The following is a 12,098-nucleotide window of genomic DNA, read 5'->3' as shown; positions in this document are numbered from 1 at the left end:
ATGAAACGATTAACCTACATAGCAGTTATTAGTGTCACCTTGGTATTTTTTATGGTGAATTGTGATGGATCATTGGTCGGATCAAAAAATGTCACTGATCCCAATAATCCATCGGTGCAACAGGTATTGCAAAATGCCACCAAGCCCGAGGTGCAAAACCTTGTTACGGGACTGGAGCTCAGAAATAGACAATATGCCGGGGGCCTTATCCCCTTGCTGGGATCATTTGGCCGTGAAGTATGGCGATTCGATAGCATTGACGGACGTTTTGTTACTGAGTGGCTCGGTATTGACGGGAATGCTGAAACCGATCCAGCCTTTTTTGGATCCGCAGCTGCCTATGATACCCCTTATGCAGCTATTCAGCAGGCAAACCTACTAATGCAGGCCCTCAACAATACTGCCCTGCTGAGCGAAGAAGAAAAGAACGGCGTGCGGGGATATGCGAAAACGATCCAAGCCTACCAGTTCTTAATTCCACTGCTAACGCAGTATCAAAATGGTATTCGGGTTGATGTGGCCGATCCGCAAAATTTAGGGGAGTTCGAAAGCTATGAGGATGCACTTTCAAGCATTCGAGGCTTACTTGATGAAGGATATCAAGATTTACAAAATGCAGGAGAAAGCTTCTTTTTCAACCTTTCCGATGGATTTGCTGATTTCAATAATCCGGCAACCATGGCCCAGCTAAATCGAGCTATGGCAGCACGAGCAGCAGTTTATGCCGAAGATTGGCAGGGTGCGTTGGATGCACTTTCTAATGCGGAGCCGTTTTTTGAACTGGCCGAAGGAGAAGGCGTGATGAACAAGGGTGCTTACCTGTCGTACGGTGATCCGCCCGATACGTTCAACCCGTTGTATGTTCCCCGCAATGCATCAGCAGATGAGATTATGGTGGTGCACCCATCTATTATTGAGGATACTTTGGCTGGGGATTTGCGCGTCGATCGCAAGTTTTTCTTGCGAGATACCCCCATCAATAATCCTAATGTGCCCGAAGAGGCCAAGTACCAAGACAATCGTTTCGACGGAGTAGGAGCTCCGCTTTCGCTGATTCGTAATGAAGAGCTCGTCCTGATCTACGCCGAAGCACAGACGAACTTAGAAGGAGCAACGGTTGCAAATTATACTAATGCAGCAGAGGCTATTAATTATGTGCGTAATACGTGGAATCTCTCTGATTATGGCGGAGCACTCAACGAACAGGCATTGATTGATGAAATTCTGTTACAGCGCCGATATTCGCTGTGGGCCGAATTTGGTCACCGATGGATTGATATGCGTCGATACGATCGCCTCGATGAAATTGATCAAAATGATAAGCTTACAGGAACTATTTTTACACAGATGGCACGACCTCAATCAGAAATCAATTTCGAGGATTTCTGATAGTTGTACCTTCAATAACGAAAACCCGGTTCGTAATTGAGCCGGGGTTTCGCTTTTTTTACGATAAATTTTGACAAGAACACATTTAGTTATGGACGTATTTAAACGTATTCTGATTAGTTTTACATTTGTACTTTTTGTACTTGCCTCCTCGGCATGGGCACAGTCAGATCCGGTATATATAAAGGGCGGGTCTTATTTTGATGTGCATACCGAACAGATGGTAGAAAATGAAGGGATTTTGATCCGCGGCGGAAGATTTTACCGAGTGGGACATGCCCCGGCTAGGACAAAAGGGGGGGAATACGAAATTATTGAACTCTCCGAAGATGAATATGTACTGCCCGGCATTGTGGATATTCATGCCCATTATCGGATTGACGCTTTTGGGTCTGAGGAATTGGAGGAGATTGATGAATTTAAATACAATGCACTGGTGTATCTGGCCAATGGGGTGACGTCCACCTTTGCCAACGGCGTGTATTATCCCTATATGGAGTTGGCTGCCAAACGTTTGGTGAACTCTGGAAAATGGACGGGTCCGCGCATTTGGGCTTCGGGACCCTATTTTGGCACGGCGCGTCCCGACTGGCAGAATTTTTCCAAAGAGGAAATTTACGAACAGGTTGATTATTGGGCGGCGCTTGGTGTTGATGGGTTCAAGACCAAAGGCGGTAATCCCGAAACCATTAAAAACCTTGTGGATCGGGCACACTGGCACGGCCTTAAGGTAGCTGGGCACCTGGGTTCGGGCTATCGCAATACAACGAACTCTATCACTGCTATTGATAACGGCATCGATCGGGTAGAGCATATTTTAGGTGGTTTTGTGCTCGATTCTACGAAGTATGCCTATCCGGTTTGGAACAAAGTGGATACGACAACGACTGATTTCAAAAAGACCGTACAGTACTTTATAGATCACAATGTATACTTTGACGGTACCATTATTGCGCCGGTCTTTTTTACTACTTTAAAAGATGGATTCGATTATTGGGAAGATGAACAATCGCTGTTTACAGATTACGTCCGCAAGCAGCTTCCACCCCGCGAAGAGCAAGAAGCCAGTGAGTTGATGGACGGTCTTTATGAGGCTATGAAGCGATCAACGAAAGCATTTTACGAAGCAGGGGGTGGTGACTTAATTACATTGGGAACTGATGCTCCAAGTCATGGTTATTACCTGGCGGGTTTTAGTGCGCACCGCGAAATGCATACGATGGTGATGGCTGGATTGCCCGAGCAGGCAGCACTCAAGGCTGGGACTTTAAATAGTGCAAAGGCTCTTGGCAAAAGCAGTTTGCTCGGGTCTGTGGAGACCGGTAAGCTGGCAGATTTGTATGTGGTGAAAGGGAATCCTTTGGAAGACATTACCAATACGCGTAATATGCAGTTGGTGATGAAATCGGGCAAGGTTTATAATCCTCAAAACTTGTTAGAGCAGGTGAAAGGGAAAATTGGTCCTGATAATGAATCTAAGACCGAAAGCTGGTTCAAGTACCCCGAATTAGTAGAAGAAGCGGATAGGATTAAAAAGTAATTTGATAGAATTTGATCCAAAATAGAAAAACCGAGCTGCTAATTAACTTAGCAAGCTCGGCTTTTTTAAGTACCGAAATAATTTAAGCGACGGCTGCCGATCCCATTTCTTTAGGATTTTCACCGTACTGGTTGGTGCCCGCCTGACTATCTTGTACCAAAAACACGATTATAACAATAGCTCCAATTATTGGCACTAAACTAATAAGCAGCCACCAGCCGCTACGTCCCGTGTCGTGGAGGCGGCGGACGCCTACTGCTAAACTGGGAATGAAAACAGCTAAAGAATACAGCCCCAAAATACCCATAAGAACCAATCCAACACTTGATTCTGGATTCATTCCTGCGAGCATAAACATAAGAGTTTGTAGCGCTGCATAAATTAAAAAGTTAACCAGCGTAAACATCCAGTACTCTTTACGACGAGCACGGCCCTCAAACTCTGCATAGTTTTTTAGTACTTTGATATACCATTCCATAAGCTCTCCTTGTTTTATTTTTGTATTTTTGTGTACCCCTAATAGAATTAACATGACTAAGAATAGAAGAATCCTTAAAAGTTGCAAGTTTAGCTTTTGCATTAGGGTTCTTCAAGCACAAGACAAGGAATAGCGACACATAAATGGTACTTATTCTGTTGGTGGTCGGCTTGGGTTTAGCTCTCTTGATTTGGCTTTGGAAAGGTCCAGTGCAAAATACGGTCACCGCTATGAAAAGAAATGGAAGCAGTACCGTTGAAGCCTATGGTGTTATTTTATTTATCACCTCGGCAATGGGAATCAGTATCTACCTGATAATGTCTATTATGTAGCGTTATTAAAAGGGTACATCGTGATCCATATCTGACATATCAATGACGTTTTCATCGGGATTATCCTGTGAGTCGCCATCTCCGCGCTCCACTTTCCAGGCTTTTACATCGGTATACCAGTTGCCTTTGTATTCTCGGCTTTGCAGATCCACATATACGGTCACTTCTTCGCCTTCCTGAACATTAAATTGATCAATTTTATCGCCCCACTGAGTAATACAAATTTTCTTGGGATACTTTCCCGGCGTCTCCAGAATAAAGTCCTGTTTGCGCCATTCCCCGTTTTTACCCGTGCCGGATTGTTCTTCCAGAATTTGGGCAACTTCACCTTTTACTTTTAATTCATCCATAATATCAGTTCGCTCTTTGAGCCTTACATTTTGCGTCAATGAGGATAGGGATGCCTGCCATTTATATCAATAAAAATATGGGTTATTTATTAGATGATGTTTTGCCCAAACTCATGGGTGGATAGTCGGCCATGACATACGAGATATTTTCATTTTTCTTGATGTTGGTCACCCTCATAGTCACCTGCTCACCGGTTTTTTTATTCTCATTTTTCATTTCCATAATCATGCCGGAAGGATATTCGTCGGGAATTTTACCTCTCATCTGTTTGGCGTTTGCCTGCGCTTTAAAGAGTTGTGTCATTCCCAAATCCTCGTCGCGGGTCACCCAAATTTCCATGGTTTCTTCATCAGTTTCAGATCGATATCCATCACAACCATAACCTAATATATTCTTGCTGCCGATCTTTTCATACCCGCGCCACTCTTCCAGCTCGTCCCAGTTGGCCTCTTCATCGGATAGGCTGTCATTTTCAGTGATCTGTTGATCCCACTTATAGCCAAATGAAAATTTATTGCCCTCATTTTCCATTAGCATAAGCATGGCTTCATTGGTCAAGTCGTAAATAATAAAAAGATTGCCCTCCTGTTTTTCCATTTCCTGGGAACGGAATCTGGTGCCCGTATAAGTGCCGTCATCACTAAAGTGCATATCGACGTTCATTGGCGGTTCTTCCCGGCCATTTTTATCGCTCGATCGTACTTCCATCGTCGTTATTGTCTGGAAGGAGTAACGGTCTTCGGTTTTGATATTGCTGCTCATTGTGAACGGAACGTGTATCCCGCCACTACTGTCAGCGTCCCATTCTCCAAAAATTGAATTCCATGATTTCTCTACGGCTCGTTCGGCTAATAGTTGAACCTGTTCGGCCAGTTTTTCTTCGGCTTTCTGTTCCGCGGCCTGTTTTGCTTTTTTCTTTAGTCGGTTTAACAACTGTGCATTTGCGTCAATACTCCAAGTTGTCAATAGTAATGCAATAAGTAATCCTGATAGAATTTTCATGATGCTCTCCGTTAATTTTTACTGTCCATTACTATAATCTACAAAATACATACATTAACTGTAGTAAAAATAGTTACTTACAAGAAAATTATTTCTCCTATTCTTATTGAAAAGGAAGGGCTGAATTTTGAATGGGTGATTTTGTACTTTGTGATATCAACCCAAAAAATATTGTAATTATCAGCATTAATACACGGATACTGCTATGGATCCCAAGCTGTTAGCTTTTCTTAAATCCCCTGATTCCTATCCTCATAATCCGGAAGGGGTATCCCATATTCAGACCCATATTTCGCATGTATTTATCGCTTCTCCCTACGTATATAAATTTAAAAAGCCCGTCGATTTCGGTTTTTTGGATTATAGTTCGCTTGACAAACGCAAGAAGTTTTGTCATCAAGAGGTTGAGCTAAACAGAAGGCTTTCTGATGATATTTATCTGGGAGTAGTATCGGTTATTAAAAAGGATGACGCTTTTCAGATATCAAATGAAGTTTTAGATTCTGATTCCATAGTCGAATACGCGGTAAAGATGAAGCAGTTGCCGGAGGAATATTTTCTGCATACTTATATTGAAAATGACAAGCTCAGGAAAGTACATCTGGATCGCGTGGCGGAGAAGTTAGCGAACTTTTATAACGGACAGCATCCGACTGAACGGGTGTTACAGTACGGTAAGATCGAGAGTATTAAGGTTAATACCGATGAAAACTTTGAACAGACCCATGATTTTGTGGGAGAAACGATAGAAGAATATGGATACAAGGCGATCCAATATTTTACCAATCGGTATTTTAAACAAAGAGCTGATCTTTTTGAGCGACGAGTTGAGCAAAAACGTATCGTTGACGGACACGGTGATTTGCATCTTGAGCATATTCATATTACTCCGGAGAAAGTACAGATTTATGACTGTATCGAGTTCAATGATCGCTTTCGTTATGGGGATATTGCTGCAGATTTAGCATTTCTTGCCATGGATTTGGACTTTAATAATCGATGGCAGGAAGAGCGATATTTTGTTGATCAGATGACGGAGAAGCTGGATGATCACGATCTGCCTGAGATGATCGACTTTTATAAATGTTACCGTGCTTATGTAAAGGGAAAGGTGAAGAGCCTGCAAAGTAGAGAACCGGAGGTGCCAAAAGAGAAACGGGAACAAGTATGCCAAACGGCAAGACGGTATTTTGATCTCTCACTGCGGTATGCCTTGCTGGGATCTCAGCCCAAAGTCCTGATCTTTATGGGTGGGGTGGGGACAGGCAAGACCACATTGGCCAGACATTTCGAGGAAAAACTTAATATTGAGCGATTTTCCTCTGATCGCATTCGTAAATCCATGGCCGGACTTATCTTGCAAAAACGAACTCCGACAGAGCAACGCGAAAAGTTATATTCCCAGTTGATATCGGAGCAAACCTATCAAAAACTAATGGATGAGATGGAAAAGACCTTGGGAAATAAACGCCCGGTTATTCTGGATGCTACCTTCAACAGCAGGAAGTCCCGAGAACGTTTAGTGAATCGATTAGATAAGCTGAATGCCGATTATCTTTTTATTGAGACAACGGCCCCCGAAACGGTGATCAAAGAACGGCTCCGCGAGCGAGATGAGAAGGAGGGAGTAGTGTCGGATGCCCGGATTGAGGATTATAAGCTGCTAAAAGATAAATACGAACCGCCTCTGGAGATAGATAAAAGCCGTTATGTGAAAGTGGCTACCGACCAACCATTGCAAGATACCCTGTTGGATTTATCCCGAGATCTGGCAGATAAAAATATAGTTTCCGGAAATCATTAATCGCGGCTGTAATAGATTTGCCGATGTGGAAATTCTTGGGCTATGGATACCAATTGGTTCCAGCCACTTTTAACGGGACTGTTTTTGCCACCTGCATTTTCCACATTTGTCCCGCTGGCCAAGGTGCCCGTTATGTGGAGGGCGGAATCTTGCATCGAGGCGTTTATTCTCATCGAGAAGCTGCCAAAAAGGCCGAATATTGTGGGATCAAATTGTTTGCACTTCGTTTCGAGCGTCATGGGTTGCTCGTTGGATCGGAGGACCGTAAAGCCCATGTTGCCCAGGTGCATTTCAAAATGTTGGTAGGCTTTGGAGGGGGCTTCATCGGTAGTAAGGATAATGGTGTCCGCTTTGTCCATCATGTTGGTTGACGGTTCCGCCGGCGGTAGCGACGAAGCGCAGGATGATAACAAAATTGCAATAAGACTGATGCCGATAATTCTCATAGCCAAGAATTGGTTTTTTGATAACGGGGTAAGGTACTACAATTTTGGGAAGAGGGAAATAGGGGTATGAGCAATCACCTGAATCTTTTCCTCAGGTGACAAGTCCTGATGAGGCTGTAAAAGTCCTTCGTTAGGTTTGGAATAGCGATCATATTCAGCTAAAGGAGGAGTTTTTAATGTTACTACTGAATAATGACAAGTATTGTATCGGATGGAGTAAAATAAGTTTTGGCGGATCAACTGCAACTATCGTTGACCCTTCTGCGATTTTCAGATAGGCTACTTGCCAATGGGAGATCAATTATTGTTGCCCATAATCATCCTTCAGGAAATATTACCCCTTCCAGGTCTAACCAGACCTGGACCGATAGGATTGAAAATTCGGGAGAAATGCTGAGTATTATGCTGGAAGATCGTATTCTTCAAAATTTACACGATACATATTTTTGATAGTTTACTATTTGTATACTCTCCTTAACTTTTCGTATATACTTTTTTCGATCATTTACTTAAAGCAAAAACAAATAAACAATACATCATTATGGATGAAAGTACAGTTAGTCTCTTCAACAAAATGAAAGAAGAGTGGGAAAAGTTAGAAGAAAACCACGAAGACTTCGATCAAAAGGATAATAAAGCTGCTGGTCGTAGAGCCAGGAAGGCTGCCAATAATTTGAAGAAGTTGTTGACTCCCTACAAGAAAGCTTCTGTAGACGAAGCCAAAGAAATTTAGGGAGAAGATCGAGTAAAAATTAGAAAAGGGATGCGGATTATTCCGTATCCCTTTTTCTGTATGCTCTCGTACTTCAAATGATTTTATCCTGTGAATCACTCAGAAGGCTCAGTTATTATTCCCTTGAAGAGATAGCAGAGCGTTGGGAGGTAGTGACAAATACGATGGGAGCCAGAAATTAGTCTTGGGGGAATTACTAGTTCCCACAAGAATAATGCTAATGATGGATTAAGTTTCCGAGACTTTTTTAAAGTATGAGAGGGGAGAGTCAGACCTTAAAACCATTTTGTTCTACCAATATTCTACCAAAAGAAAAGTCGTAACTCATTAGCACGTTGAGCGCCAACGGGTTATGGTTATAAATGAAGCTCTTATAGTGCCCAAGAAAGGACTCGAACCTTCACGGGGAAGATCCCCACATGCTCCTGAAGCATGCGCGTCTACCAATTCCGCCACTTGGGCAAATGCCGACTAATTTTAGCGTGACAAATATAGGGGTTTTCCTTACTAAATTGAAACACGCCTCCAGATTTTTATTTGGAGTTTACTTGGCAGTAGGCTTGCTTTGAACGCCGATGTTATTAATCGTCTTCAGTTTCAAAATTCCAACGGTATCTTTCGGTCAGCGAATTGCCGGCAAGGTCGGTCACGGAAGCACTGATAGCTGCAACATAGTCTTTTTTGTCACGCAGATTTCTGTTTGGTGTGAAACGAGCAGTATTTCCTGAGTAGCTTACCGATCCCGATATTTGTCGAAATCCACTGCGCCGACGCTCGTAGAGTAAAAATGTTTCGTCGTTGATCGTTGCCGGGTCCATGGCTTCATTAAAGGTAGCGGTAATTTCAGTATCAACTTCGACGTTACGGTCATCGTCTCGGGGATTCGTTGAAAGAACACGCGGCGAAGTTCTATCTCGTTCTTTGGTTGTGAACCTCCATTGATAATTGTCAGTAAGGGTATTTCCGAAAAGGTCTTGAATAGTACTGGTGATGGTAGCGGTATATTCAGTGCCGTTGCGGAGCATTCCGGATGGATTAAACGTTGCGGTGGAGTCGGTATAGCTGACCGAGCCAGAAACGATGCTGCTGTTACTTTGCAGGTAAAATGTGTTGCTATTTATCGTTTCTGGATTCAGAGCTTTGCTGAAGCGTGCGGATATATTAGTGCTGATGGAAATGTCTTTGGCGCGGTGCTTTGGATCTGTATCTGCTACAGATGGCGGGGTGAGCTCTTCAGTAGTTGGTGGACGGGTGGCAAAGCTCCACTCATAATCTTGTGCCATACTGTTGCCTTGGGTGTCAGCGATCTCGGAGGATATAGTCGTATTGATGACTTTATTTCTATTGAATTCTTTTGAAGGGATAAAGGTAACAATACTGTCGCTGTATGAGAAGGATCCGGCTATGGTGGAGGTATCTTCGCGGATAATAAAAGTGGACTCATTAATGGTAGCCGAATCGATAGCAGTGTTGAAACTGGCTTGTATTTGGTGATTCAGTTCGACGTTTTGGGCATTATCCGGGGGGTGTGTTTCTATTACTTGTACGGGAGATGGGGTTTCTTCCAGTGATTCGCCAAGTCCGGGCAGTTGTGATTCATTACAGCCTGCTGCTATTAATATTGCAAGGGCGCCTGTAGTAATGAGGATGCTTTTGAAATAATTGCAAATGGTTTTTATTGCTCCCTGATTGTGGCACATGACGATATCCCCTTCGTTAATGATCTTGACCAATTTTTATCAATATGCTTTCGATTAAGAAAATACATCCGATTATATACGAATGGGAGAGGGCTTTTAAGTGAATGTTTGTAGATGAATGTATCACATGATTTATTAGCGAACGAACCACATTGGATTAAAAGCTACAACTTACGAATTGATGGGTTATTGAAGAATAAGGATCATCAAGCTGAGGGGGAGAAAAATGGGATGCTTGGCTTGGAAAAAGAAAGGGCGTAAAACAAAAAAGCCCGCTAAAAAGCGGGCTTTTAAAATCCAATAAAAATCTTCGGACTTATTTGTAATCCAGACTGGTAACGTTTGTAGCGCTTAAGCCTTTGGGAGTTTCTTCTACCTCGAACTCAACGGCTTCGCCGTCTTCAAGTCCTTGGTTGTAATCGAGGTTCTCGACATTGTTTCTGTGGACAAAAATATCATCGCCGCCTTCATCAGGTGCAATAAATCCAAATCCTTTTTTAGTGTCGAAAAACTTTATTTTTCCTTGTTTCATAACTATAACTGTGTCTTTGTGTACACCTGTCTGCTCTATCTGATGAAAGGAGTTGAGTTAACGCGTCGTTTCAAAGAAGTAACTTACTGGGTGGGTAATTAAATATAACGATCCAAAGTAGGATTATTTGAGGACAATACCTATTTATTTTTTTACAACTTAAATATATTGGTGAATTTGATGGTGGGAATTACGACCATTTGGGTGAATACATATCTTTTAATATTTAGTATCTACTATATTGGATGGTCAGAAATTCGCTGTGGGGCGATAGAATTCAAATTTTATAATTAGCTATTGGGATCATGAGTGATGGTCAATTTGAAAGGAAAAAACAATTAGGTTTTATAGCTGGCATTGTGGTCTTCTTGATCCCATATTTAATTCCTGCGCCAGAAGGGTTATCCCTCGAAGGCTGGCATACCGCTGCAGTAGCGATGTTAATGGCAATCTGGTGGATTACCGAAGCCCTTCCTATTCCAGTTACAGCGCTTTTGCCGATCGTGTTGTTGCCCGTCCTGAATATTTCAACCATTGATGAGGCCACAGCTCCTTATGCTAATCCCTTGATATTCCTTTTTATGGGTGGATTTATAATAGCACAGGCGATGGAGCGATGGGATCTTCATAAAAGAATAGCACTGAATATCGTCAGCTTTGTAGGAATAAAGCCCTCTTCTATAATTATGGGATTTATCATTGCGTCGGCTTTCCTAAGCATGTGGGTCAGTAATACGGCCACCGCTTTGATGATGCTGCCTATTGCTCTATCAGTATTAAAGCTGGTAGAAAATCAAAAAGAAACTGCCGACAAATTGAACTTCGAAATTGTTTTGGTATTGAGTATCGCTTACGGCTGTAATGTGGGCGGAATGGGAACTATTATCGGAACACCGCCCAATGCGTTGCTGGCTGGATTTATGAGCGAAAATTATGGATATGAAATAGGATTTGCCCAGTGGATGATGGTGGGCGTACCGCTTATGCTGGTGTCATTGCCCATTTTGTACTTTTTATTGGTGAAAGTCATTTATCCCATAAAGTTAGAAGAGTTGCCGGGGGGTAAAAAAATAATAGAATCGCAGTTGGGTAACTTGGGGGCTATAAACAACGCCGAGAAAAAAGTAGCTTTTGTTTTTATTGGGGCAGCCGTGTTATGGATTACGCGTCCTTTATTGAGTACTTACATTCCGGGTTTATCTGATGCGGGCATCGCTATTATGGCGGGAGTATCACTGTTTATCATTCCTGTTAATTTGAGAGAGGGAGAGTTTTTACTTTCCTGGTCTGATGCCGAAGAGTTGCCGTGGGGAGTGCTCATTTTATTTGGAGGAGGATTAAGTCTGGCTTCCGCCATCAGCAGTACCGGACTTGCTGAATGGATCGGCCAGGGAGTTGGTGTTGTAGGTAGCTGGCCAATAATTTTGTTAGTCGGAGTTGTCGTACTATTGATTATCTTTTTAACAGAAATTACGAGCAATACGGCTACTACAGCAGCCTTTTTACCTATTTTGGCTTCGGTGGCAATTGGGCTTGGAGAAAATCCCATGCTTTTGGCTATTCCTGCAGCCCTGGGTGCAAGTTGCGCATTTATGTTACCCGTAGCTACCCCTCCCAATGCCATCGTCTATAGCAGTGGTAAAATAAGTATCCCGGAAATGTCAAAGGCCGGGCTTTGGTTAAACCTTGTATTTGTACTGCTTTTGACGGTAGGTACTTTTACGTTGATGAATTATGTGTTTGGTATCGAGGTTGGTGTACTTCCCGAATGGATTAATTAAAGGCTGTAAT

General features: G+C 42.7%; 12 protein-coding genes, 1 tRNA gene and 1 pseudogene. 7 read left to right on the top strand and 7 right to left on the bottom strand.

From position 1 onward, the window contains the following. Complete coding sequence (locus ACQ76V_RS07035; protein ID WP_440999776.1) at window positions 1-1,389, top strand: RagB/SusD family nutrient uptake outer membrane protein; 1,389 nt, start codon at window positions 1-3, stop codon at window positions 1,387-1,389. A gap of 91 nt (window positions 1,390-1,480) precedes the next feature. Continuing rightward, window positions 1,481-2,929 (top strand): amidohydrolase family protein, encoded by a 1,449-nt coding sequence (locus ACQ76V_RS07030; protein ID WP_440999775.1) that lies wholly within the window; start codon window positions 1,481-1,483, stop codon window positions 2,927-2,929. An 82-nt stretch (window positions 2,930-3,011) separates the two neighbouring features. Here the strand turns inward: ACQ76V_RS07030 and ACQ76V_RS07025 are convergent, their stop codons facing one another. Next, window positions 3,012-3,407 (bottom strand): DUF805 domain-containing protein, encoded by a 396-nt coding sequence (locus ACQ76V_RS07025; protein WP_440999789.1) that lies wholly within the window; start codon window positions 3,405-3,407, stop codon window positions 3,012-3,014. A gap of 143 nt (window positions 3,408-3,550) precedes the next feature. On the opposite strand from ACQ76V_RS07025, the gene ACQ76V_RS07020 reads away from it, so the two are divergent. Further along, window positions 3,551-3,739 (top strand): hypothetical protein, encoded by a 189-nt coding sequence (locus tag ACQ76V_RS07020; RefSeq protein WP_440999774.1) that lies wholly within the window; start codon window positions 3,551-3,553, stop codon window positions 3,737-3,739. A gap of 5 nt (window positions 3,740-3,744) precedes the next feature. Here the strand turns inward: ACQ76V_RS07020 and ACQ76V_RS07015 are convergent, their stop codons facing one another. Both ACQ76V_RS07015 and ACQ76V_RS07010 read right to left on the bottom strand, forming a co-directional pair. Beyond that, entirely contained in the window at window positions 3,745-4,089 is a 345-nt protein-coding gene (locus ACQ76V_RS07015) for a DUF3127 domain-containing protein (protein WP_095606019.1), read from the bottom strand. Window positions 4,090-4,171: 82 nt separating this feature from the next. After that, window positions 4,172-5,092: a DUF4412 domain-containing protein gene (locus ACQ76V_RS07010; RefSeq protein WP_440999773.1), complete on the bottom strand. Its 921-nt coding sequence runs from the start codon at window positions 5,090-5,092 to the stop codon at window positions 4,172-4,174. A 205-nt stretch (window positions 5,093-5,297) separates the two neighbouring features. Here ACQ76V_RS07010 and ACQ76V_RS07005 point away from each other — a divergent pair, with 205 nt between their 5' ends. After that, entirely contained in the window at window positions 5,298-6,896 is a 1,599-nt protein-coding gene (locus ACQ76V_RS07005; RefSeq protein WP_440999772.1) for an AAA family ATPase, read from the top strand. Here the strand turns inward: ACQ76V_RS07005 and ACQ76V_RS07000 are convergent. After that, on the bottom strand, window positions 6,893-7,342 hold the full coding sequence (locus ACQ76V_RS07000) for a hypothetical protein (protein WP_440999771.1): 450 nt from the start codon (window positions 7,340-7,342) through the stop codon (window positions 6,893-6,895). The two genes, ACQ76V_RS07005 and ACQ76V_RS07000, sit on opposite strands and share 4 nt — an antisense overlap. Before the next feature lie 152 nt (window positions 7,343-7,494). Here ACQ76V_RS07000 and ACQ76V_RS06995 point away from each other — a divergent pair. Both ACQ76V_RS06995 and ACQ76V_RS06990 read left to right on the top strand, forming a co-directional pair. Beyond that, window positions 7,495-7,792: pseudogene (locus tag ACQ76V_RS06995) on the top strand (JAB domain-containing protein). Between the two features lie 91 nt (window positions 7,793-7,883). After that, window positions 7,884-8,075, top strand: coding sequence for a histone H1 (locus tag ACQ76V_RS06990; RefSeq protein ID WP_440999770.1), 192 nt, complete (start codon window positions 7,884-7,886; stop codon window positions 8,073-8,075). A 377-nt stretch (window positions 8,076-8,452) separates the two neighbouring features. On the opposite strand, the gene ACQ76V_RS06985 is transcribed toward ACQ76V_RS06990, so the two are convergent. The 3 genes from ACQ76V_RS06985 to ACQ76V_RS06975 all read right to left on the bottom strand — a co-directional run bounded on the left by ACQ76V_RS06985 (window position 8,453) and on the right by ACQ76V_RS06975 (window position 10,307). Then, window positions 8,453-8,537, bottom strand: a tRNA-Leu gene (locus tag ACQ76V_RS06985). 119 nt (window positions 8,538-8,656) lie between these two features. Beyond that, window positions 8,657-9,808 carry an Ig-like domain-containing protein gene (locus tag ACQ76V_RS06980; protein WP_440999769.1) on the bottom strand — a complete coding sequence of 384 codons (1,152 nt, stop codon included), beginning with the start codon at window positions 9,806-9,808 and terminating at the stop codon, window positions 8,657-8,659. A gap of 283 nt (window positions 9,809-10,091) precedes the next feature. After that, window positions 10,092-10,307 (bottom strand): cold-shock protein, encoded by a 216-nt coding sequence (locus tag ACQ76V_RS06975; RefSeq protein WP_095606012.1) that lies wholly within the window; start codon window positions 10,305-10,307, stop codon window positions 10,092-10,094. Window positions 10,308-10,612: 305 nt separating this feature from the next. On the opposite strand from ACQ76V_RS06975, the gene ACQ76V_RS06970 reads away from it, so the two are divergent. Further along, window positions 10,613-12,088 (top strand): SLC13 family permease, encoded by a 1,476-nt coding sequence (locus ACQ76V_RS06970; protein WP_440999768.1) that lies wholly within the window; start codon window positions 10,613-10,615, stop codon window positions 12,086-12,088. Window positions 12,089-12,098: the final 10 nt, after the last annotated feature.

This window comes from Fodinibius sp. SL11, from assembly GCF_052060035.1.
In the GTDB taxonomy this organism is placed as follows: domain Bacteria; phylum Bacteroidota; class Rhodothermia; order Balneolales; family Balneolaceae; genus Fodinibius.
Note: the sequence above shows the minus strand (reverse complement) of the source record. Positions and strands in the feature narration are given on the sequence as shown.

What these genes read in the sequence shown, in the direction of transcription:
- ACQ76V_RS07035 (WP_440999776.1), top strand. Translation starts at nt 1, where the DNA reads ATGAAACGATTAACCTACATAGCAGTTATTAGTGTCACCTTGGTATTT.
- ACQ76V_RS07030 (WP_440999775.1), top strand. Translation starts at nt 1,481, where the DNA reads ATGGACGTATTTAAACGTATTCTGATTAGTTTTACATTTGTACTTTTT.
- ACQ76V_RS07025 (WP_440999789.1), bottom strand. Translation starts at nt 3,407, where the DNA reads ATGGAATGGTATATCAAAGTACTAAAAAACTATGCAGAGTTTGAGGGC.
- ACQ76V_RS07020 (WP_440999774.1), top strand. Translation starts at nt 3,551, where the DNA reads ATGGTACTTATTCTGTTGGTGGTCGGCTTGGGTTTAGCTCTCTTGATT.
- ACQ76V_RS07015 (WP_095606019.1), bottom strand. Translation starts at nt 4,089, where the DNA reads ATGGATGAATTAAAAGTAAAAGGTGAAGTTGCCCAAATTCTGGAAGAA.
- ACQ76V_RS07010 (WP_440999773.1), bottom strand. Translation starts at nt 5,092, where the DNA reads ATGAAAATTCTATCAGGATTACTTATTGCATTACTATTGACAACTTGG.
- ACQ76V_RS07005 (WP_440999772.1), top strand. Translation starts at nt 5,298, where the DNA reads ATGGATCCCAAGCTGTTAGCTTTTCTTAAATCCCCTGATTCCTATCCT.
- ACQ76V_RS07000 (WP_440999771.1), bottom strand. Translation starts at nt 7,342, where the DNA reads ATGAGAATTATCGGCATCAGTCTTATTGCAATTTTGTTATCATCCTGC.
- ACQ76V_RS06990 (WP_440999770.1), top strand. Translation starts at nt 7,884, where the DNA reads ATGGATGAAAGTACAGTTAGTCTCTTCAACAAAATGAAAGAAGAGTGG.
- ACQ76V_RS06975 (WP_095606012.1), bottom strand. Translation starts at nt 10,307, where the DNA reads ATGAAACAAGGAAAAATAAAGTTTTTCGACACTAAAAAAGGATTTGGA.
- ACQ76V_RS06970 (WP_440999768.1), top strand. Translation starts at nt 10,613, where the DNA reads ATGAGTGATGGTCAATTTGAAAGGAAAAAACAATTAGGTTTTATAGCT.